We start from the raw sequence: 23,327 nt of genomic DNA, 5'->3' as shown, positions 1-23,327 counted from the left end.
GTGGCGTCAATGCGCTGGCGGAAGGTGCTCGGCGGCGGCTGGCGTGACGCGCCTCAGAATAATTGAACTTCCGATCGCTGGTCCATACTGTTCCTTATTAGGCAGGGTCGTGAGACAGTGTGACGAATGGCCAGCCAGCAGAGCTTTGTTTGGTGACGCATTTCAAGCTACGGCGTGGGGTTGAATAAGGACACAAGCGGCCTATACGGATCTATTCGAATCGTTGGCGGCGAGCGCAGCGTTTTTGACAAACTAATTGCACACAGTACTTGCCCGCAGAGAACGCTCATGATCGGGAATATAGGAATCTGCCTCGGATTGCCGAACTCAACGCGCTAAACAGCCGACGCTTTGAAATGGCCGGCTTGAACCGCGCGTGCAGATGTGGTCACCGGGTCATGCTGAATCTGGCGGATTGGCACGAGCTCGTGATATTGGGACGGCGTCCCACCGTCAGCCATTCTATTCTGATATCGGATGCCCCTTGCTTGTCTCACTTCTTTATCCGGCGAGGCCAAGTTGAATGGTCAGAGAAGTGGTCCAAGAAGAGGGTCGATAAGGTCATGCAGTCGCAGGTGCCACATCGAACAGGACAAGAAGCGTAGCCGATACTGTGCCGATTCACGCCAGTCAGGCGTCGGACAATACCGCAGATTGAAGGTGGAGCAGATGTGCCGGCGACGAAGATCCTGGCTCGACCAATAGATGACTACCATTTGTCGCAGCGGGGACGATGTCATCTATCGACCCCACCGTGACCCGACGATCCGCAAGCGCTCCTGCGGATCAATCAAACCCAACGGTCAACCGAGTGCTTACAGGCGGTTATGGATTCCCAGCGCAATCTTTGTCTTTGAGCCGGCTTGTGTGTTGATCGTCTCGTCGCTGCCATACGAATTACGGGTGACCGCGGTTGCGAATTCTGTCGCGATGGTTTGTGCGCTTTGACCACGTTGCGAAGTAGGCGCGCCCGCAGCTGGTTGATAAAACGGCGCCGGACCGTAGCCACTGGCAAAGACGGGTGCGGCGAAGGAGACTGACACTGCAACAACCAACGACGCGATAATCTTGTTACCCATGAACGACTCCATAGTATGGTGAAGTTTTGAAAATTGCGTCGAGGCATGCGGGACGTTCCCCGACGAACTCGTCAATTCAGAAGCGAAAACCATAAAAGTTTCCGTTTCTATGGCAGACGCGTATTTTGAGATACACGACCCGTGGTTACAGGTGCTGCACATGAAGAGGATGTTATGGCGCTCCGGCAAATCGCAAATCCTGTTTTTCGACTCGGAAGTCCGCAAATTCGATGTACGCAATCGATCTCAGTGCTAACCGATCGCCATAGAAGCGGTTGCTGTTATCGCATAAAGAGGTGTGCCTGATCTAGGGCGACGCAGTGGTATCGGTGGCCAGCGCCCTGAAGCGGACGAAGGTGCGAGAGCGCTTCGGCGCCGAAGGCCGGACGGCAGAGAAAAAGGCGATTCGCAGCTCAGGGCGCTTCGAGCAACACCGGCGGGTGCACCGAACGAAATCGATGAGGAGCGACCCGCGTACCTTTCGCGTGGAAACTAGGGAAACGCCCGCATGCGAGGCTTGCTGTACACCGCTTCCTGCGGACGAGCGTCGACGTCGTAGTTTCGCTCACGATTGTTTGGCGAAGCAAGTACCTAGGCGTGTCGTTGCCGTCGAATGCGTCGCGTGGCGGATCGTCCGATCTTCGTCCTTGCATGGAAAAACGAAGTCGGCAGATTTCCCGTCGTCCCCTCTGCTGGCCTTGCGATTGAGCCCAGCTGCAAACTACAACGTCGCGCAGACGGCTCATGATCGTGTGCAAATCAACCGTCAAGGGCTTTTCTCAACCGTCGGACTTGCTGTAGCGCTTGTTCGGGAGTGGCGATATTTGCGAATCCCATCAGCAGGCCAATGGGCGATCGCCGGCGTATATGCCATTCGCTCAACGCCATGACCGCCAAGCCGTCGGCATTTGCCGCGGCCGCGAATGCCTTATCGTTGTACTTTGGCTTTAAGTACCCGAGCACATGGATGCCGCCCGCGCGCTCGGGCACGTGCAACAGCTCACCGAACACCTGAGCCAGAGCCTGAACCAGATAAGTGCGCCTCGCCGCATAAAGTGAGCGCATCTTCTTAATGTGCCGGGCAAAATGGCCCTGTTCCATGAAATCCGCCACCGTGGCCTGAAAAAGGACGGGACTGCTGCCCAGTTGAGCCACCGAGTTACGGAACTTGCCGATTTCTTGTTCCGGAACCACCAGGTAGGCGAGACGCAATCCCGGATATAGCACTTTGCTGAACGTGCCAGCGTATAGTACGCGCCCTCCGTGGTCCAAGCTCTTGAGAGGCGGAAGGGGACGGCCGTCGTACCGGAACTCGCTGTCATAATCGTCCTCCACGATCCAGGCGCGCTGAGCTTGGGCCCATTCCAGTAATGCCAACCTTCTCGGCAATGAAAGGGCGACGCCGGAGGGACTCTGATGTGTCGGAGTAACCACTGCGAACCGGGCGTCAACGGCGTGACGCAGGCCGGCTTCCACGTTAAGGCCGTCGTCATCTACCGGCAGGGGAACCAATTGCATGCCAGCATCTTCCAGGAACCGTCGAGCGTGTAAATAGCCAGGATCCTCGAACCACCCGGTATCACCGTGCTGGAACAAGGTCCGCCGAATTAATTCCAGTGCTCCGCGGTATCCCGCAGTTACGAAGACCTGATCGGGCGTGCACGCGATGCCGCGGGAAACCGCCAGATATGCGGCAATCGCCCGTCGTAGCGGCTCATATCCGTTGGAATCTGCGTTGACCATGTCCCCGATGTTCATCGAGCGCAAGTTGCGCCCGGCAAGCCGAACCCAGGTTTTCCGGGGAAAAGCGTCCAGTGCGGGCAATCCCAGCTGTAAAGGCCTGGTTCCCGATGCTTTGACCTGATTTGGTCGGCGAAGAACGCTCGACCCAACTGGTGTCGTAGCGCCGATGCGCCCATCCAGCTGTGGAGACACGATTGTGCCTGCAGGTCCGCGTCCTATCAGATAGCCTTCGCTGCTCAGTATCTGATATGCCGCCTCGACAGTACCGCGTGCGAGATTCAGCTCACTCGCGAGACTTCGAATCGAAGGCACGCGGTCGCCAGGAGCCAGCTTGCCGGTGGCGATTGCATTTCGAAACCGCCAATACAGCTGCAAATAAATCGGCGACTCCTGGTCTGTCAGCGATTTGAAGTCAGGTAAGTCCATCGCGATGTCCCAGTCGGTTGGAAACTTCTTGTGCCTATTGAGTAGGTCACCGTTCTTCTAAACTGGCGACTCGGTAACTCGGATATCGCCATGACATTAACCTCCTTACGTCATATCGACAACGATCAAGATTGTATCGCCTGCTATGCCGTCATGCTGGAGCTGCGCCCGAATCTAATCGGGCCGGAAGCTTTTGTCGCACAGTACCGACGGCAGTCAGAACAGGGCTACCGTCTGCTCGCTGCATGGCAGGGAGAACAGATTGTCGCGTTGGCGGGTTATCGGTTCCAGGAAAACATGCTGTACGGTCGCTTCGTCTATATCGATGATCTGGTGGTAGGCGCCTGCGTACGCAGCCAAGGCCTTGGGCGACAACTGATTGAAGCGGTACGCGAAGAGGCTATACGGCTGCGCTGTGATGGGCTTGTGCTCGATACAGGTCTGTCGAACGCATTTGCTCAGCGCTTTTACTTCCGACAAGGATTGGTGGCAACAGGATTGCATTTTGTTGAGGCGGTTGACTGATGAGCACGTTTCTTCTGTTGGAATGCAGCCCGCATCGTGAGCGCTCCCTGGGTGGCCAGTTGGCGCGCGACGCTATCGAACAGTTCCAGTTTGGACGCCCGGAGGTCCGGCTCGTGACGCGCAACGTCGCGACCGATGGGTTGCGCGCCCTTTCAACAGCATACGCGCAGGGTCTCGTCGAGTCATGGGCGCATACGTCGGATGCTTTCCTGGATTCCGAACGGTTGATTGTTGAACTGGAGCAGAGTGCCTGCGTGCTGATTTCCACGCCTATGCATAACTTCGCCGTGCCTTCAGCACTGAAGTTGTGGATTGATCACGTTGTGCGTGATGGACGCACGTTCAAACGAGGGACTCGAGGGAAGATCGGGTTGCTGAAAGATCGCCCGACGCTAGTTCTTGTTCGCTCCAGCACTCCATGCGTTGGCGAAAGAGCGAGCCAGCCTGATTTTCTCACGCCGTATCTACGCCATGTTTTTTCTGTTATCGGAATTCATAGTACCGAGTTCGTTTATCTTGCTGGGCAAAACCCGACAGCGGGCGACATTGCGATTGCGCGCGCGAAACTGACCGCATCTCTTGAATTTTCATCGCGGGTGTTCCGGTCGGTGCGCAACACAGAACGGACTGGACGTTAGGAAGGTTCGATTTCTACCGCGGATGGTTTCCACGGCGGGTGTGACGTCTGAATAGCACAGTGCTTGAGGTGACGTGATACCGAAGACCACACCCAAGCCACCTACTTGTCAATATGAAGCGTCCATCCGGTGGCCGGTGTTTCAAATGGGTAGTTTGAATCAGTGTTCGCCTAGGTAGGTTTTTTAACAAATTTTCCGGTAAGGAGTGTGGTCGGTATTTCCGAATCTTTTCAACGCATTATTCGCGTTCCCGGCGGTCTCAAAACAACTCACCGAACACAATAGCAGCTTGGTTCGCGAACGGACGCCGAATCCGTTGTTCAACAGCGGTCTTCGGGTCGTGCATAGAAAAATTCGTTTCATTCTCTGCTTCTAAAGGCTTTCCTGAGAATCACATCGCGCGATTCGTCTGTCCGTTCGCGCCATTACCAACTTTGCTCCTATTACAACGACCGATTTGAGCGGCTTTAGCCGCTCTTATGTGGCGACGCCAACCAGGATACGCTCGTTCTGACGAGTTGCATATGCGTACTAGAAATCATCTTCAGCTAATAACCGCGATTGCGTCTTCTGTCATTGCATTATCAGCGTGCGGAAGGAAGGAATCCGTTCCAAAACCTCAGATACCTGAGATTGGCTTCGTGACGGTAAATCCACAGGCAGTACGTGTCTCCACTGAACTGCCGGGACGGACTAGCGCATATCTGGTGGCACAGGTGCGTGCTCGGGCGGACGGGATTGTACTTAGCCGCGACTTTGTCGAGGGGGGTGAGGTAAGGGCAGGTCAACGCCTATACAAGATCGACCCTGCTCCATATGTCGCCAAGGTAGATGCCGCGAAGGCCGCTCTTGCCAAGGCCGAAGCAAGTCTCATTACAGCCAGTGCTTTGGCAAAGCGGGATAAGGTGCTCGTCGCGGCAAGTGCGATTAGTGAACAGGATTACGAGAATGCCGTCTCTGCCGAGCGGGTGGCTGCCGCCGACGTCGCTGCGAGAAAGGCCGAAGTTGAGACAGCGCAAATCAATCTTGGCTATACCAACGTAATCGCGCCAGTGACAGGTCGCACCGGCGTCTCGCAGGTTACGCCAGGCGCCTATGTTCAGGCGAATCAGGCAACTTTGATGGACACCATTCAGGAAATTGATCGCGTGTACGTCGATGTCGCGCAAGCTAGCCTCGACGGACTCAAGCTTCGTCGAGCCATTCAGGAAGGGCGTTTAAAAACGTACGGTCCGAATGCGGCCAAGGTGACCTTGATTCTTGAAGACGGTCGTGAGTACCCACAGAAAGGCACTTTGCAGTTTTCTGATGTGACCGTAGACCAATCTACTGGTTCAGTGAGGTTACGGGCGGTGTTTCCGAATCCCGATCGCGTGCTACTGCCTGGCATGTTCGTCCAGGCACGAGTGGAGACAGGTATCGATGAACACGCGTTTCTTGTACCGCAGGTTGGTGTCACGCATGACCAGAAGGGACATGTGAATGCACTCGTAGTCGGCCCCGATAACAAGGTGGTTATACGCTCACTCGTCACTGCCGGCACTTACGGCGCGGATTGGCTCGTCGACAGTGGTCTGCAGCCTGGTGATCGAGTGATCGTTCAAGGTACAGGAAAGGTGCGTCCCGGCATGATGGTAAAGGCAGTTCCGGCGACAAATGCGGCAGCGGTAATCAGGTCCTCAACGGAACTTGCCGTCCGACGCAGCCCGTCACCCGGCACGCCCGCCTCACAATCTGCAGCCTCTGGCGTTTGAGTAGGAGTAGCGTCAATTGTCCAAGTTCTTTATCGATCGCCCGATTTTCGCGTGGGTGATTGCGATTATCCTGATGCTTGCGGGTGCAGCGTCCATCGTTGAGCTGCCGGTTGCCCAGTATCCGCAAATCGCTCCGCCTGCGATCCAGATCACAGCAAATTACCCCGGTGCTTCCGCAAAAACCGTCGAAAGTACGGTGACCCAGGTCGTCGAGCAGCAAATGAGCGGTCTTGATCACCTGCTGTACATGTCGTCGAACAGCGATGACTCCGGGGGCTCAACGATTACGATTACGTTCGCGCCGGGCACAAATCCGGACATCGCGCAGGTCCAGGTGCAGAACAAGTTATCCCTTGCGACACCGCTTCTGCCTCAGGCCGTGCAGCAGCTGGGCTTGCAGGTCACGAAATCAACTAGCAGCTACCTGTTATGGATTGCGTTCACATCAGATGATGGGAGCATGTCTTATGTCGACTTGACGGATTACGTCGCGTCACATGTTCTTGACCCTATTAGCCGTATCAACGGTGTCGGTCAGACGCGTCTGCTGGGGTCCCAGTACGCGATGCGGATCTGGCTCGATCCCTCAAAGCTGACCAACTATTCGCTTACACCATTAGACGTTACGCATGCGATCTCGAATCAAAACGTACAGATTGCGGCCGGACAGATTGGTGGCACGCCAGCTGTAGGAAACACGGTAATGCAGGCGACCATTACCGCAGCCACACTTCTCCGAACACCGGAGCAGTTCGGCGACATTCTGTTGAGAGTCAATCAGGACGGGTCACAGGTACGTTTGAAAGATGTGGCTAGAGTTGAGCTGGGCGCCGAGACGTACAGTTTCGATACCAAGTTCAAGGGGCAACCTGCGGCCGGCTTCGGAATCCAGCTTGCGCCGGGTGCCAACGCACTGCAGACGGTCAGCGCAATTCAAGCGAAGGTGAAGGAACTGTCAACCTCGTTTCCGCACGGACTTGCGGTCCATTACCCGTATGACAGTTCGCCGTTTGTGCATAAATCCATCGAGGAAGTCGTCAAGACACTGCTCGAAGGGATAGTGCTGGTATTCCTGGTGATGTATCTGTTCATGCAGAACCTGCGAGCAACGTTGATCCCGACAATTGCCGTACCTGTAGTGTTGCTCGGTACGCTTGGCATCGCGAACGTGCTCGGTTTTTCGATCAACGTGCTGTCGATGTTTGGACTTGTGCTTGCGATCGGCCTGCTTGTCGACGATGCAATCGTGGTTGTTGAGAACGTAGAACGCGTGATGATGGAAGAGGGGCTTTCACCACGGGAGGCAACTCGCAAGGCAATGGGGCAGATCACAGGCGCGCTGATTGGTGTCGCACTGGTCTTGTCGGCTGTGTTTGTTCCGGTTGCGCTCTCGGGTGGATCTGTCGGCGCGATCTATAGAGAGTTTTCTGTGACTATTGTCTCGGCAATGGTCTTGTCGGTACTCGTCGCGCTGATCTTGACTCCGGCACTTTGCGCGACGATCTTAAAGCCGATTCCACGCGATCACGAGACCGAAAAGGGAGGATTCTTCGGCTGGTTCAACCGGATGTTCGATCTTAGTCGCGTCAAGTACCAAGGCGGTGTGCATCACGTCATCCGACGCTCGGGGCGCTGGATACTGATCTACCTGGCGGTTATCGCTGGTGTTGCGTTACTTTTCATACAGTTGCCGAAGTCGTTCCTTCCAGACGAGGACCAGGGGTACATGTTCGTCATCGTGCAAACGCCGCCTGGTTCGACGAAGGAAATAACTGGAAGCACGCTTTCAGATATCAACGACTACTTGCTGACCAGCGAGAAGGACGTGGTCGATTCCGTATTTACGATGAATGGGTTCAGCTTTGCCGGCCGGGCTCAAAACGCGGGACTTGCGTTCGTGAAGCTGAAAGATTTCGAACAGCGTCGGCGCACGGATCAAAGCGTTCATATGTTGATTCGACGCGTGGCTGCGCACTACGCGAAATACAAGGATGCGAAAGTCATTCCCTTTAACCCTCCTGCGATCCGTGAATTGGGTACGGCGTCGGGATTCGACTTTGAATTGACGGATAACGCTGGTGTTGGACACGAGGCCCTGATGGATGCGCGAAATGAACTGTTACGGATGGCTTCCGAGGATCCGATACTTTCGCTAGTACGCCCTAATGGCCTCAACGACACGTCCACGTATCAAGTTAATATCGATCGGGAGAAAGCCCAAGCGCTTGGTGTGTCGCCGTCCGCGATCGACCAATCCTTGTCTATCGCGTGGGCATCTCAATATGTGAACAATTTTCTCGACGCGGACGGTCGGATCAAGCGGGTCTACGTGCAGGCTGATGCGCCGTTCAGAAGGATGCCAGAAGACCTGAGCCGATGGTATGTACGTAACGACGCTGGGACGATGGTGCCGTTCAGCACTTTTGCTGACAGCCGGTGGGCATACGGCTCTCCAAAGCTTGAACGCTACAACGGTGTGTCGTCTGTCGAGATTTTGGGCCAAGCTGCGCCTGGAAAGAGTACCGGACAGGCTACGGCAGAAATGGAAGCGCTCGCGAAAAAATTGCCGGCAGGTATCGGTCATTCGTGGACTGGATTGTCGTTCCAGGAAGTTCAATCTGGCTCGAAAGCTCCGATCATCTACGGCACGTCGATTCTCGTTGTGTTCCTTTGTCTTGCGGCGCTATACGAGAGCTGGTCGATTCCGTTCTCCGTGGTTATGGTCGTGCCGGTCGGAGTGATCGGCGCTTTGCTCGCGACGACACTCCGAGGCCTTGAGAATGATGTCTTCTTTCAGGTCGGTCTTTTGACAACCGTCGGGCTGTCAGCAAAGAATGCGATCCTCATTGTCGAATTCGCGCGTGAACTGCAGGATAGGCAGGGGATGGGGCCGGTCGATGCAGCGCTTGAGGCGGCGCGCCTGCGACTGCGCCCGATCATCATGACGTCCCTCGCGTTCATCTTTGGGGTATTTCCGCTTGCTGTCAGTAATGGCGCTGGGTCCGCTAGTCAGCATGCAATCGGGACGGGAGTGATAGGTGGGATGCTGACGGCGACATTCCTGGCGGTCTTCCTGATTCCAATGTTCTACGTAAAGGTGCGGACGATGTTCGATCGTAAGAGTGGTGGCGTTGGTGAGGCCATGAGCCCGGTAGAGGAGCACGAGCAGTAAGCGCCTGCGCCTAGTGACGACGAAATCATCGAGAATGTCTATGAGACCTTTTGTTCTAACCATCGTAGCGGGAACGCTTATGGCGGCAGGCTGCACAATGATCCCTGAGTATCAGCGTCCTGCCTCGCCGATCTCAAACACGTATCCAACAGACGGAGTGTATGCGATACAACCGGCTCGCGGCGCTGGGGACCGCAGTGCGAACGACCACGCTGCGGCCGATATTGGATGGCGTGAATTCTTTGTCGATCCAAGGCTGCAGAAGCTTGTGGAAATCGCTCTCAGTAATAGTCGCGATTTACGCGTGGCGGTTCTCAATGTGGACGCCGATCGCGAGCGGTACCGCATCACTCGAGCCGCCGCCTTCCCTGCGATTGATGCTTCGGCGGGGGCAAACCTACAACGGACGCCCAAGGATCTGTCAGTTTCCGGACAAACCGTTTCGAGGGACTACACGGTGGGCTTGAACACGTCTTGGGAAATCGATTTCTGGGGACGTATTCGGAGTTTGAGCGGTGCAGCACTCGCGCAATATCTCGCAACGGCACAGGCGAGAAAATCGGTTCAGATTGCGCTTGTGGCACAGGTTGCAGACGAGTACCTAACGTTGCTTGCGTACGACGATATTCTGACCGTCACGAAGAATACGCTTTCGACAGCGCAAGCCTCCTATGACTTGACGAAGCTTCAGTTCGAGACTGGCGTTGGCTCTGAACTTAGCCTGAGAGAGGCGCAGGGCGTCGTAGAGCATGCGCGGGCAAATCTCGAAGCGCAAGCCCGTGTGAGGGCACAAGCCGAGAACGCGCTCGTGCTTCTAATTGGTGAACCGTTGCCGGACGATCTGCCGCACGGGTTGTCGCTCGACGCACAGAGTCTGCTCGCAGATGTTCCGGCGGGGTTGCCGTCAGATTTACTTTCACGTCGCCCCGACATCATGGCGGCCGAAGAGCAACTGATTGCAGCCAACGCGAACATTGGAGCGGCGCGGGCCGCGTTCTTCCCCAGAATTTCTCTCACCGGAGCTTTCGGTACGGCGAGTCCGACATTGGGGGACCTTTTCAAGGCCGGATCGGCAGCTTGGAGCTTCGCTCCGCAGGTGGCCTTGCCGATCTTCGAGGGGGGGCGAATATCGCGAACCTGGATCGAGCAAAAGTTCTCAAACAGATAGAGATTGCGAACTACGAGAAAGCAATCCAGTCAGCATTCCGTGAGGTCGCGGATGGCCTTGCTGCGCGCGGGACATACGACCACGAGATCGCGGCCCTTCGGCGCGACCAGGACGCGCAGCAGCGCCGCTTTGATCTAGCGTACGCACGATATCGAAGCGGCGCCGATAGTTATCTGTCGGTGCTGACCGCCCAGAACGATCTTTATTCGTCAGAGCAACAGTTGGTAGTTACTCGACTCGCGCGATGGACGAGCATTGTTGACCTGTATCGAGCTCTTGGTGGGGGCTGGTTAGAGCACTCTGGTGACGAGCCACTAGCGCCGGATGCTACTGCGGGCTATGTGCATGTAACCTCGCATGCAGGTTGAACTGCGGGCCGATGAAGGGCAGCCATCTATCGGCGCCAAGGTTTTGTCGCAATAGCTTGCCTTTTCTCGCTGCGGTGACCGACCGTATCCGTTGCCGCTGGGAGGAACCGTTTGCTGGCCCGTCGATTTGTGCACCGGCATGGCCGTTCGTCTGTGCGTCATGAGATCTCGTGAGTTCGTGACGCATTAAGTCACAGCCCCGCCGAGGACCCTTACCATGAATCGGCCACGAAACGGCGGCCAACCGCCGAAGCGCCTGGTGGATTCGTGCCACCCTCCGATATCGTGGGGGCCCACTATCGGATGACGGCACGACGTCGTGTCGACGTACCCGACGTCGGCGGGCGGAGGTCTTGACATACTTTTGCTCGGCTTCGAGCCTATCGGGAAGCCGTGCCGATCGGGAGTGTGGTCCGCCCGTATCGATCAGGCGGCTATTGAAGCAAGTGGGTCAGAATATTCATTGACGATATGCGACTTCGCCATGAAGAGATAACCAAGGCCATAGACGGTTTGCAGCCGGGGCCCACTTCGATCGTCGAGCGCAAGCTTTGAGCGAAGCTTGTAAATGTGCTGCTCGAGGGACCTGCCCGCCAGCTCCGCGCCCTTGCCCCAGACGGCGGCCGCAAGCTGCTCGCGGCTCATTAACTTTCCCGGGCTCATGAATAGCAGCCACGCGAGGCTCAGTTCTCGCGCGGTCAACGAGACACAGCGGTCGCGGAACCTCACGGTGCGGGCCGTCCGGTCGATCGTGTATCCGGCCACCGTCAGCCGTTCTATGACCTGCGAGCGGTGACGGCGCACGATGAGGCGCCGCGTCCGCGCCATAATCTCATCGACGCCAGCCGTGTCGAGGGCGATTTCATCGACCCCGGCATCCAGTGCTTCAATTACGGCCTGGCAATTCCACGAACGGCCGATCATCATCATTGGCAGATCAGCGCGGAAATGACACGTGCGCCATCTGATCGCCGCGAGCGCCGGCAGCTGGCTTTGCGTCGCATCGAAGATAATGAGAGCCGTCGCGTTATGTTGGAGAAAGCGGAACATCGAACGCTCGTCGGTGAAACGCGTGCAGGAAATTCCGTTCTGTTCAAATCCTTGACTGACCTCGTTGAACAGCGTGTCCCTGAAAGTGAAAAAAGCAATTCGCATGTGTACTCCGAGTACATCGCGGCCTCTTTTCAAGAGTGCCGATATCCCCCGTCATTGGTCTTTGTCGCTCTTCTTATCTTGCGGCGTTCGTTTCGAGGAATTCACTCGCCCTATCTCGGCTTGGAGCGGTTGCGCCAAACGCATATGTAATTTATCTATTCCATCCGAATGCTATATCGGAGGCATTCGATTGCTTGGGGCGTACCCAGTTCCAATTGATGCGAGCGTACTGGCCGGTAGACGAAGGCACGCTCGAAGAAATCCTCACCGTTGTGTGTCACGGGTGGCGTAATTGAGCCGGGATGTGCGGCTTAATCAAACTAGAGGAAGCAGGGATAAAGCGAAGATTCAAAGGTTCTAAGAATGCGGTGTTTTGTCTCGTTTGGCAACCGCGATTTCACGTTTATGACTCGTCTCGTGTGTTGCCTCAACGGTGTATCGCGTCAGGCAGTGCTAGTTGTGGTTAATAACAGCGGATAATTTTCTGTAATTGTGACTCGAATGGCTATTCACCGTTACATAGTAACGACGCGTGATAGAAGTTCGAACCGTGTCACAAATACCGCGTTGAGCCCGGTAGGCAGAGGACCCAAGTAATCGTGCCTCGGCTGATATCCGGATGGTTCACGGGTGCGCAAACCGACAACAATGAATTGTTTTGGTGGTACCAACCTTCAGGAACGCATCGCTCTACACTGATTCCATCGGACATCCAAGACATCACGCGAAGGACACTTCCCGGAGGAAAATCATGAAAATGGCTCAGGCTTTTCGTCGCATCCGCTATCGCCCTGTCGACTGCCCCATCGTTCGCGCAATCGACGCCCCTAACGGTCAATGAGGACGTTAGAGCCCAACTAACGCAGGAAAAGATGATGTATGGATACTCCGGCTCCGACGAGCGGACACGGACAGCGAAATCCGGTTCAAAACCGACTGTGGTGCCGCCGCATCGGATAACTGGAGTGGAGTTGGGTCGCTACTCGTTATCAGTGGTGCGGCCGTCGTTTTGATTCCGTCGAAGCTTGATTCGGTCTGAGGCACTGATGGTAAGCCAGGTCGCAGGCGCCGAGGTTTCGATCGCCGAGACGGCGGATTTCGCGTAGCAATCGGCTGAACGAATGCCGAGTTACCTGGGATGACAGGAGTCGCCGACAGTGGTGAGGACGAGTCAGTTGCCTGAAACCGAATCAGTCCTGGCAAGTCCGAGGCGCAGGTATGCGCTCGGTCCGGCCGGATCGGTATCTCAGGTCGCATTGATTAAGCTTCGCGTTACTCGGTAACGCAGTCTGGATGCCTGTACTCGACGACAGATTTGGCCGCTATTCGATATCGACTTAAAGATCTGAAGGCCCACCGAGTGATATACGTCGTAGATGCACGGCAGAAGTCACACTTTGCGAACCGTTTTTCGGTCGCGCATCACGCCGGCTATGTCGCACCCGAGGTGCGTACAGAGCATGTGGGGTTTGGGGTAGTGCTGGGTGGTAACGGGAAACCCCGAAAGACCTGCAGTGGCGGCAACGTCAAGCTATCGGAACTGTTCTCGGAAGCGACGCGTCGAGCGTGCGATGTTGTCGCTCATAAGAACCCAGAAATGGACGAACGAGAACGGCGTGCTATTGCTAAAACCGTAGGGTTCGGCGCGGTGAAATATTTTGATTTGGTCAAAAACAGATGCGCCGGTTACTCATCCGAATGGGTGATAATTCTGTATCTTGACGGCAACACGGGGCCGTATCTCCAGTACGCCTATTCGAGGACGCGAAGTGTCCTGCGTCGCGCAGGTGAATGGAACAATGCTTCGCCATTTCGCCTGTCTGAAAGATGGGAACGGTGACTGGCGCTACACTTGGTCAGGTTTGCTGATGCGGTGCATGCGGCTGCGTGAGACAGCTCGCCGCGCATACCTTTACGAACTCACAAGTTCACTAATGCGATTCTATGAAGCCTGTCCGGTGCTTACGTCGAATGATGATGTCAAAAAGCATTCGGCTAACCTTGTGCCGGTTTGCAGCCGACACCCTATGCAAAGGGCTCGAATTGTTGGGAATCGACGTGCGTGAGACGAGGTAAGGGACGGCGGGAGCAAGGCGCCGCGTCTAGCATGTGGGACATGGCGTGCCGCACGCCCTTTGCCTTGTGCCCCCGCGTATGGCACGGAAAGGCAGGTCCGGATCAAATAGTCCGCGATGCCCTGTGCGAACGGCGCGTTGGCGTGATTGCCTTTGTGACGGAGCACGGTCCGGGATGAGCTCCAGTCCGCATCAAACACGGATTTTGCTGTCGGTTCCCTGCGAGCGCCGAAGTGTTCACGTTGTCGACAAATTTGGCGCCGCATTGCTTCACTAGCGCCGCGCAAAACTTGTGCAGCACGTTGTTGCGGATGGTCCGCGCAGAATGGTGCCGCGTTGCAGCGTAGACCTGGTTGGGGCAATCGTTTATTGTGAAAAGCCGATTTGTGTTCTTCATTCATGGCAACGTGTATTAACGACGCACGACTACTATGGTCCCGTTACGCTATAACGACCTATGCCGCTTGACCTTACCCGGAACGGATATTACTCTCAGGGCCACTGTTGGGCCCTTCATCCCTGACAGTAAGCTCATGCCATAGAGCCCCTGGAATGCCCGCCAATGCCCTCCCATTGGCGGGCGTTTTTTCAGCTATTTATTTGTGATCACACAGAAACGCGGGCACAGGATGGTCAGTCCAATTTGTGCGTTGTTCAGGTCGCCGGCCGATCCGTCAGTAGCTGAAAGGGCAGACGTGCTTTTCTGGGGACGCTTACTGACGTTACGAAAGAAGTACGTGCAGGGACGTCGCTATATGCGACTCAGGCAGCGCTGGAGAGCGCATCGCGCTCGTCTGCAATTGGGGAGTTGGCTGGATCCGTGGTACACGCGATCAATCAGCCATTGGGTGTAATCGCTAACTACGCAGGAGCGATGCGTCGTTGGCTTGAGCGGGTGGAACCGGACTTACAAGAGGTACGAGACGCAGCCTATGGATTGATCGAAGCGGCGGTCGAGGCTGGTGAGATCGCTGCCAGCCTAAAAGCGATTGCTCGGACATCACCCGTCACGATGTCGAGTATTGATCTTGATGCTGCGATCGGGGAGGTTCTGGCCTTGTCAAGGCATAACTTGGCGTCGCACGGTGTCGCACTCTCGACTAACTTGCAACTACGCGGGATGTCGGTATGCGCTGACAAGGCGTGAGTCCAGCAGGTCCTGCTTAATTTGGTGTTTCGTGCTATGAGCGCAATGACATCTGTGTCCGGTCCGACAAGAGCCTTGCAGATTTCGTCCGAGCGAGTTAGTGAAAATCTCATACGAGTTACGGTAAAAGATAACGGTAGTTCACTGGATAAAACACACTTCACGCATGTTTTTTAGCCACTTTCGACAGCGCTGACCGACAAAATGGGGATGGGGTTATCTGTTTGCCGATCAATCATCGAGGCTCACGGAGGGCACGTGTGGGAGGAGTCGTGCTCTGCTGAGGGCTCAAACCTATGTTTCGAACTGCGTTGTCTCACCTCCGGAGATCGAAAAGCAGCGGGCGATCTCTCCTGATACATAATGCATGTACCGTGAGCGATGATCGCAATTCCGGATGTTTCTGATTACATCCATGCACCGATAGTTGCTGAATAAGCGATACAGCAGTGAGCGCAGAGAACGTATTTCCTCAAACTTCGTGATGGCAGTGTACCTTGCACTCGCGAGTGGAAACATCAAGTGCGCTTCACTTCTCTATAGTCGCGGGGTTCTGCCCCATAGATATCTTTGAATGCACGTGCAAAACCCGCACGGCTCGCATAACCGCAGTTGCGCGCAACCTGATCGATGGTGTAACTGCCCATGCCAAGCTGTGAGGCTGCCTGTTTCATCCGGAGATCGCGCAAAAGTTGCATTGGAGCGCGTCCGATGGCATTGGTAAAACGTGCCATGAAAGTTGACCGACTCATGTTCGCCGTATCGGCGAGGCTTCTAATCGTGTGATTCGCACCGGGGTCCGCGACCATTTCAGCGAAGGCTCGCGCAACTTTGGGGTCACTGAGTATGGAAAAACGCGCTTCCCAGAGGTCGTTCGATTTGAGCGAGCGGCGTAGCAAAGCTACGATGACCTGTTTCAATAACGCGGCCGCCATTGCACCTGCGCCGATTTCTTGCGCCATCAATTCATCGAGCATCGCCTTCAATCGAGACTCTAGATGGTCGTCGGGGTCGAAATGCTCAATGATTGGGCTGGAAAGCGTACCGAACAGATCGAGTGACGAGCCATACAGTGCTTGAAAGTGACCACAAATCATTATTGTCTTCGGCTCGGATTCGCCCGCATTGAATCGATATATGGAGTCGACCATTTGCGCGTACTCCGTCCGAGCGAGGACTCTCGTAATCATCGCGTTCGAGTCATCGGGAACGGGCACTTCAATTTCCAGGGGACACTTGGGTGGAGCAATTATTAGCGTGTGTGGCTTCAACTCCATGGACAGTTCGTCCCTTACATGGATCTTACCTGAACCGGCGATAATGTAATGAAGGCCGGGGGCACTATGACCGTCGATGACAAGTTTGAAACCGGGACTAACGAGGCACTCCGAAAGTCCGATCACCTGGACGTCGAGGAGAGTGATTAGGCCGTTCAGGTCGTTTTGAGAGACAGAAGGTGTGGCTCGTGTCGCCAAGATTAATCTGATCCTTCGGGTGCGTAGGTTCTCTTATCGCACGAGCGCTTCGGTGACCACTCGAGTTCAAACGCCGCCACAGCCCGGTACGGTCGGGTGGTACAGACCTTGGTGGCTACGTAGGCGCCGTGCGCATCGTGCGATGCAGTCTTGAATCGACCCTCCTTGGAGCACTCCAGCTTTTGCCCGGACCCAAGTTGGATCACGAAATAGGTGTTTCATTTTACCTCAACTCTGGCGGCAAGCTGTATGCAGCGTATCGCTGCCAACTGCGGCAAGGCGAAGTCTCACAAGACAGCCTTCCGCCGTGAACGCCGCCTCTCCGTGCGTATGTTCAATGCGGTGGTTGTTGAGGCGCAGGGTCTGATTGACCGCACACGTGTGATTCTCAAGGTGGTTCGCAAAGACCTGATCAAATGCGTGCTCCTGGTCGAACGGCTACCCACGAGGCGGCGCGCGCAATTGGACGAAATTGACGCTGACCGTCTGCACGTTAAGGCACAACGCGCGGGGAAGCCGCGACGCACAGCGCATCAAAATTGCATGCGGCCAGCACGGCTCAAGTTAACGTCCTCCCCCGTTCGACAAGTACCAAGGCGGTTATCTACGTTCCCATGTGAGGCGCGCATCATGCCCCCGATTCTCGCGCTCACACATATATTTGAGGTGGTGCTCCTGTGATTTGAGCTGTCAGAAATTGTATTGAATGTATAGCTGCTCGAAGTCAATGCCAGGATTCGGTTCCTTGATGCTGGCGTTCGATAGATGCTGGAAGCGAAACCCGGCTTCATACTGTTGGCGGGCACCAAAGCTGGCTCCTACTCCTACCATGTCGGCGAATTGAAAAGCGCTGGACATTGTGTAGTGGCTCGAAATTGAGGGATGTGAAAGGAATCGAACGCCAACTCCCGCCTCGACGAAAGGGCGAACCGCTCCGCTACTCTTGATGAAACGGAAGACCGGCGTTACGCCATATTCAAGAATGTTGTCATGCACATCAGCCTTGCCCGAATGCCAGTAAGCAACATGCCCTTCGAATACGGCAGTGAAGTGCCAACCGCCTATTTCCCACCACGACAATTGTGGATCCCAAACAACGCCGAGATCTACCTTGTTCTCATGCACGTCGTGACTATTCGCGATGCCGCCGGCGATCTGTACTCCGATCTGATGAGCAGAGGCAACGTCAGGTGCAGCCATCGAGACTGCTATTAAGGATGCGGTGCATATAAGTGAACGAGACGTTACGCCAGAGAAGGGTCGAACAGTTGGATGCCGGAGAAGTCTTTTTAAAATCTTCACTTGTTCTCGATCTGGTTATAGATTGGCCTTACGTGGAACCGAACAGGATGCCAAGGATTCCGACGCGCATATCGACGAAACGTAGCTGTTTGTAGCTGACTATGGGAGGGCAAGTGTACCCGGGTACGCGTCGTCCTGGAAAGTTGGCGCGACTATACATGCGTATAGAAAATTCACCGTTAAGTGGATTTCCTGGCATAGTCAGGCAAGAGATTTTTCATCTTGGAACACGCGGGAGATCTGGCTCGAAAACGATTCAGGCAAGGAGTGACAGGTATGCGACACATTGCTAGCGGGCTGAGAAAATGGAGTCGAGGTGGCGGATATCGGGCGGCCCTCGACACTCGTTCGTCTTGATTCCGCTCAGGACACGGATGACGCAATCCGTGTTCGACGTGGTCTGTATTCGGTTCCCGATGTAGCTCCAGTACATGTTCGATACCGCTCATGCGTCCTTCAGCGGAGGCGATGAGAGGTTCGACTCGGACCAGCAGTTTCTGACGGATGCGCCTGAATGTCGGGATGTGGATGTCATGAAAAGACGGAACAGTTCGGAGCCCCGTCGTCGTTGCCGCGACTGGCGTGGCAACCGTTGGCAGAGGTTTGGGGAGACGTCTATCACTTCACGACCACTGTGCGTCGGATTTCGAACCCCGGACAGACGCTAGTAGAAGAGAAAGGGATGCAGCTATCAGAACAAGATCTTTAAGAAGAAACTGGCCGGGCATGGCTGAAATGGCCGGAAATCCTCCCGCTGTTGCTTCTGCGACTCCAGGCGTGCTCAAGAAGAAGATGAGTGTGATCAAATAGGTCGCGGCTGACATCGCTGCGCCTAATATGGAGAAAATAGGCCGGAAGGCTCCCAGGATTAGGGCGCCTGCGGTCGACAGCTCAAGTACACGTATCACGTAGCTTGCACCTTGTACACTAAATAGGATGTTTAACCAGCTCATGACGGGGCTGTTGATGATGAACGGTGCGATGCCGTGGGCTTCGTAAGTGGTGAATTTCATACCACCGAACCAAAGAAAGATGACCACCAGCGCCCATCTGAGCAAGGCTAAATGAGAGTGTAAACCGACGCTCTTTTCGGCGATTTGTGGACGAAACTGATTTGTGCGGGTGATCATTTTCGGTACCCTATTCAGGTTGTACGTGGCAGGTGATTCAGAGCCTTTACTGTAGGCCTACCCGATACCGATTTTGAGACCAAATTTCCTCAACAAAATGCTAGAAAGGATCAAACTAGAGAAGAGGACCATCGGCATAAATCTGCGTACCGTGTCAGGCGAGGCAGAGCATCTCTCGACGAATATGTGATCACGGTGGTTCAGCGGTATGTGTTTAATCCCGATTAGCACGCTACCGTCGCGTGCCGTAATTCGGAATCTGCGCGGCATCGACTACTGGGCGTTGCCGGCCACGGGACGCGCCGCTTTGTGTCACCATTGCGCAATGGGTGATTGTGCGCCACAAGCTCTTGTTCAAAGGCTCCGGTATCCGGGAAGCGAGGAAACACACATCATGCGCGAGTAAGCGCTTTCGCGCTATCTCGATAACGAGAGCGTTCCCATGCGCAAAACACTAAGATCGAAACCAGATTCGTCTATGTGCAATCTTCCGGGTCGACGGGCTGGTCGCGATGCACGCTGCGAGCCGGACGGGATGGCGCGGCAGATCATGAGCGTGATTCGTTGGCGCAACTCTACAGGCGCGACCCGTGCGCGTATCTCAACGACATCCAGAGGCGCCCGCTCGCGCATAAGGCGAGCGACTTTGGCGCATAGCAGCCGCCTCGATGGTTTCTGCAAAATGGCTGACTTCGTCTGTTAAAAAGGGACCACTTCTGTTCCGTCGCGTCGTATCGGACGACAGTGTCATGCGATACGACGCAGGTCTGCCATGGACGCTATTGGCAATGCAGTTTGGCGCGCACATCAGTCATAAAGCCCGGCACGAGTGAGTTCCCTAATCATGGCGCGGCAACCCACCGCGGTCTCCGTTGTCCGATGCATCGTTCAAAACGAAGCGCGTTACTCGCCTTCGGTCGCCAGGCGCCGCCATTGCCCCGGTGTCATCCCCATGTTGTCGGTGAAGGCGCGCCGGAATGCTGCCACGGATCGATACCCTACTGCGTCTGCCACGGCCTCGGTGGTCATCGCCGGCTTCTTCAAATCATTTGCGGCCCGGCTCATCCGGATATCGGTCAGCAGTTCAATAGCGGAGCGGCCCAGCTTGTTTTGAGAATGCCGCATGAAGGTTGCGCGTGACATACCGCACAGGTCGGCCAGATCAGGCAGGTTCCACGGCCGTGCCGGATCGGTGAACATGGCTGAAATGGCGAGAGCGAATCGGGGATGACCAGCAAGCGCGAGCAAGCCTGCTGGTGCTTGCTCGGATTCGCTCGCCGCGCGCAGCACCATTGTGAACAGTGCTGATGACAGGGCGTCGAGGATGGCGAACCCGCCCGGTTTGTCACCGGCAGATTCTTCGCGCATCAGCGCCACGAGATTGGCTAGATGGTTCGATGCGGATACGTACGCCTGTTCGCCCTGTCTGGCCGCAGCCTGTACTACCAGATTCGTGGGAAGGTAATCGCGGATCAGGCGATCATGAGGCGGTGCGATGAAAAACCGGCCACATAACATGTCCAGATGCTCGCCCTCGCCATCATTCTCGCTGAGCGTCCATCCCGCGGAAGCCCGGCGATTGTAGGTGGGACCCGAAGCATGCCCGCTGCCGTCGTGAAGCACGTGCGCCGAGCCGCGCGTCAACAGCACGATATCTCCGCACACCAGTTCCCTGGTCGTTCCCGCCTCGGGATCCTCAATAATGGCCCGACCCTTGAGTACGACGTGGTAAGGAATTTCGTGTGCCGCAGACTTGGTCCAGGTCACCCGCCATGGCGCACCGTAAGTGCAGCGGATCTCCAACTGCCCAGAAACGGTGATCATTTGCACGAGATGGCTCAGCCAGTCAACTTGCGACATAGGACCTCCGGAACTTGAGACGATCTAGCGTCTCACGGTGAATCCGCTCCCTTGTACGCACCAGGCCGGCCGGTCACTGAATTGATCGGACCCGTGGCGGAGTGCGGCGAGCGCGTCCTCGAGACGGACCTGCGCCATCTGTCAGGTAACAAGTTTTCGATATTGGACGAAACCCGAGCGATCAACAATGCGATCGTAAAGCTGCATAGCGTTATCGTTGGATTCGTGTGTCAACCAGTGCACGCGGGCCGCTCCCTTACGTCGTGCATCGGTGAAAACATGCTCGATTAGCGCCCGGCCGATGCCGCTGCCACGCGCATTGTCCGCGACGAACAGGTCCTGGAGATAACAATAATTGCCGGTCGTCCAGGTCGATCGATGGTAGATCAAATGCACTAACCCGGACGCTTGTTCGCCTATGATGGCAAGCGCCGCATACATTGGTTCGGCTGGATCCAAGAAGCGCGCCCAGGTCTTGAGCGTCACGGACTCGGGGATATCCACTTCATAAAAACGCTGATAACCTCTCCACAGCGGAAGCCAGATTTCAAAGTCGGCACTCTCGACAGCTCTGATCTCGACTGATTGCATAGAATGTTCCTGAAACAAGAGACGCTAACGGTCACCCATGGTGATCAATTGGACTGGATAGTGTTTCGCCGTTTTTGGTCGCGAATGTTGGTGAATTTCATTCCCCGCTATAGCTCTTACGCTGCCCCTGGCACCCAGCAGGCGCCTTCTCTCGATCCAGACTTCCGCTAGGCCGCCGTCACTTGCAGCCCTCGCTGTACTCCTGGCCGCGTGAGACCATGATCGAGCCAGCGCCGCACATTCGTGAACCGGTCGAAGCCGACGAGCTCGCGTGCCTCATAGAAGCCGATCAGGTTTCGCACCCACCCCAGAAGTGAGATGTCGGCGATGCTGTAGCCGTCGTCCATTACCCATTCGCGTGACACCAACCGTTCGTCAAGGACACTGAGCAGACGCGCTGACTCGGTTACGTAACGGTCGCGAGGACGCTTGTCCTCGTAGGCCTTGCCGGCGAACTTGTTGAAGAAGCCGACCTGGCCGAACATCGGCCCGACGCCACCCATTTGCCACATCAGCCACTGGATGGTTTCGTAGCGCGTATGGGGATCGGTGGAGAGGAATTGCTCCGTCTTGTCAGCGAGGTAGACGAGAATTGCCCCTGATTCGAACAATGCCAGCGGTCGGCCACTCGGCCCGTTGGGGTCGTAGATCGCCGGAATCTTGCCATTAGGATTGAGCGCCAGGAAGGCCGAATCCTGGTTCTCGTTTTCGATGATGTCGATTCGGTGTGGTTCATACGCGAGGCCCGTCTCCTCCAGCATGATCCCGACCTTCACCCCGTTCGGCGTCGGCAGGGAAAAGAGCTGGAGCCTGTCGGGGTATTTCGCCGGCCAGCGGGCGAAAATTGAATGATTGAGCGTCACTTCCATCCTCCTAGACCCGCGGTCTATATGGGAAACCCGGACACATCCCCAAGGTTCCATCCTGAGGGCATCCGGGCTTTGGCCTTACAGTTCCTTCAAACGGAACCTCAAAAGGGTCCGTGAGATGGCCCACGCGACCGGATAGAGTTCAGATCGACCCAGCCGGCGTAACGGCGGGAAAGTCCTTCTCCGGATCGAACACGTTATTAAGAAAGTTCGTCAGGGAATACATGGCGACCAGCGCGATAATCTCCATAACGTTCGCATCGGTGTAGCCGGCATCGCGAACAGCTTTCAGATCGGCGTCAGTGACCTGGCCGCGCTTCTCGATGACCTTGCGCGCGAACTGGACGGCGGCGTCGCGTTTCGGGTCGCTGGCGTGTCCCTTCCGGGCGAGAGTGATCTCATCAGCCGGTAGCTCCGCCATATGCTTGGCCGTGAAGCTGTGGACTGACAGGCAGTAGTTACAACCATTCACCTCGGAGACGGCCAGACCGATGCTGTCACGCGTCTTCACGTCGAGCGCCTTGCTCATGGACCCGAGCAGGGTGGCCCACGAATTGAACGCGATTGGGCTTTGCGCGAACGAGGCCATCATGGTCGGGGTGAATCCGATGCTCTTCGTGAAAGCATCGAGAGTCGGTTTCGAATCGGCCGGTACCTGTTCCGGCGTGAGAGCAATAGTTCTCGGCATCTTAGTAGTCCTTATATAACTAATTTGATTATTTGATGGAAGCCCTTGGGGGAACTGTCCGTCGGCTTACTTCGTGGCCCGGTCAGGGTCGAAGCTGGTTGGGCCTTCAATGTGCAGAGGCTTGTACTTGCCTCTCACCTGGTGGCCATTTAATCGGTCGGC

At 55.7% G+C, this 23,327-nt stretch carries 16 protein-coding genes and 1 pseudogene; 7 read left to right on the top strand and 10 right to left on the bottom strand.

Features of this window, described 5'->3' with window-relative positions; all coding sequences use genetic code 11:
• Window positions 1–815: 815 nt before the first annotated feature.
• Both H1204_RS35795 and H1204_RS35790 read right to left on the bottom strand, forming a co-directional pair.
• A complete protein-coding gene (locus H1204_RS35795) occupies window positions 816–1,079 on the bottom strand; it encodes a hypothetical protein (RefSeq protein WP_180733453.1) in 264 nt (87 codons plus the stop codon).
• Window positions 1,080–1,838: 759 nt separating this feature from the next.
• Window positions 1,839–3,248, bottom strand: a complete 1,410-nt coding sequence (locus H1204_RS35790; protein ID WP_180733452.1) for a PLP-dependent aminotransferase family protein — start codon at window positions 3,246–3,248, stop codon at window positions 1,839–1,841.
• A 90-nt stretch (window positions 3,249–3,338) separates the two neighbouring features.
• Here H1204_RS35790 and H1204_RS35785 point away from each other — a divergent pair, with 90 nt between their 5' ends.
• The 5 genes and pseudogenes from H1204_RS35785 to H1204_RS35765 all read left to right on the top strand — a co-directional run bounded on the left by H1204_RS35785 (window position 3,339) and on the right by H1204_RS35765 (window position 10,873).
• Window positions 3,339–3,773 (top strand): GNAT family N-acetyltransferase, encoded by a 435-nt coding sequence (locus H1204_RS35785; RefSeq protein ID WP_180733451.1) that lies wholly within the window; start codon window positions 3,339–3,341, stop codon window positions 3,771–3,773.
• Window positions 3,773–4,411 carry an NAD(P)H-dependent oxidoreductase gene (locus H1204_RS35780; RefSeq protein WP_180733450.1) on the top strand — a complete coding sequence of 213 codons (639 nt, stop codon included), beginning with the start codon at window positions 3,773–3,775 and terminating at the stop codon, window positions 4,409–4,411. Before H1204_RS35785 ends, H1204_RS35780 begins: the two co-directional genes overlap by 1 nt.
• Before the next feature lie 524 nt (window positions 4,412–4,935).
• A complete protein-coding gene (locus H1204_RS35775) occupies window positions 4,936–6,165 on the top strand; it encodes an efflux RND transporter periplasmic adaptor subunit (protein WP_180733449.1) in 1,230 nt (409 codons plus the stop codon).
• Window positions 6,166–6,181: 16 nt separating this feature from the next.
• Entirely contained in the window at window positions 6,182–9,337 is a 3,156-nt protein-coding gene (locus H1204_RS35770) for an efflux RND transporter permease subunit (protein ID WP_180733448.1), read from the top strand.
• Between the two features lie 34 nt (window positions 9,338–9,371).
• Window positions 9,372–10,873: pseudogene (locus H1204_RS35765) on the top strand (efflux transporter outer membrane subunit).
• Between the two features lie 426 nt (window positions 10,874–11,299).
• On the opposite strand, the gene H1204_RS35760 reads toward H1204_RS35765, so the two are convergent.
• Entirely contained in the window at window positions 11,300–12,028 is a 729-nt protein-coding gene (locus tag H1204_RS35760; protein ID WP_180733447.1) for a response regulator transcription factor, read from the bottom strand.
• 1,315 nt (window positions 12,029–13,343) lie between these two features.
• Between H1204_RS35760 and argS the strand changes: the two genes are divergently transcribed.
• Window positions 13,344–13,868, top strand: a complete 525-nt coding sequence (gene argS / locus H1204_RS35755; protein WP_180733446.1) for an arginine--tRNA ligase — start codon at window positions 13,344–13,346, stop codon at window positions 13,866–13,868.
• 1,055 nt (window positions 13,869–14,923) lie between these two features.
• Window positions 14,924–15,250 carry a hypothetical protein gene (locus H1204_RS35750; protein ID WP_180733445.1) on the top strand — a complete coding sequence of 109 codons (327 nt, stop codon included), beginning with the start codon at window positions 14,924–14,926 and terminating at the stop codon, window positions 15,248–15,250.
• 518 nt (window positions 15,251–15,768) lie between these two features.
• Here H1204_RS35750 and H1204_RS35745 read toward each other — a convergent pair.
• The 7 genes from H1204_RS35745 to H1204_RS35715 form a co-directional block, all read right to left on the bottom strand.
• Entirely contained in the window at window positions 15,769–16,653 is an 885-nt protein-coding gene (locus H1204_RS35745) for an AraC family transcriptional regulator (RefSeq protein ID WP_346015776.1), read from the bottom strand.
• 762 nt (window positions 16,654–17,415) lie between these two features.
• A complete protein-coding gene (locus H1204_RS35740; protein WP_180733443.1) occupies window positions 17,416–17,925 on the bottom strand; it encodes an acyloxyacyl hydrolase in 510 nt (169 codons plus the stop codon).
• 725 nt (window positions 17,926–18,650) lie between these two features.
• Window positions 18,651–19,157 carry a DUF417 family protein gene (locus H1204_RS35735; protein WP_180733442.1) on the bottom strand — a complete coding sequence of 169 codons (507 nt, stop codon included), beginning with the start codon at window positions 19,155–19,157 and terminating at the stop codon, window positions 18,651–18,653.
• 903 nt (window positions 19,158–20,060) lie between these two features.
• Window positions 20,061–21,017 carry an AraC family transcriptional regulator gene (locus H1204_RS35730; RefSeq protein WP_180733441.1) on the bottom strand — a complete coding sequence of 319 codons (957 nt, stop codon included), beginning with the start codon at window positions 21,015–21,017 and terminating at the stop codon, window positions 20,061–20,063.
• Window positions 21,018–21,158: 141 nt separating this feature from the next.
• A complete protein-coding gene (locus H1204_RS35725) occupies window positions 21,159–21,608 on the bottom strand; it encodes a GNAT family N-acetyltransferase (protein ID WP_180733440.1) in 450 nt (149 codons plus the stop codon).
• A 167-nt stretch (window positions 21,609–21,775) separates the two neighbouring features.
• Entirely contained in the window at window positions 21,776–22,471 is a 696-nt protein-coding gene (locus H1204_RS35720; RefSeq protein WP_180735154.1) for a glutathione S-transferase N-terminal domain-containing protein, read from the bottom strand.
• Between the two features lie 148 nt (window positions 22,472–22,619).
• Window positions 22,620–23,165: a carboxymuconolactone decarboxylase family protein gene (locus H1204_RS35715; RefSeq protein WP_180733439.1), complete on the bottom strand. Its 546-nt coding sequence runs from the start codon at window positions 23,163–23,165 to the stop codon at window positions 22,620–22,622.
• Window positions 23,166–23,327 lie beyond the last annotated feature (162 nt).

Source organism: Paraburkholderia sp. PGU19 (assembly GCF_013426915.1).
In the GTDB taxonomy this organism is placed as follows: domain Bacteria; phylum Pseudomonadota; class Gammaproteobacteria; order Burkholderiales; family Burkholderiaceae; genus Paraburkholderia.
Note: the sequence above shows the minus strand (reverse complement) of the source record. Positions and strands in the feature narration are given on the sequence as shown.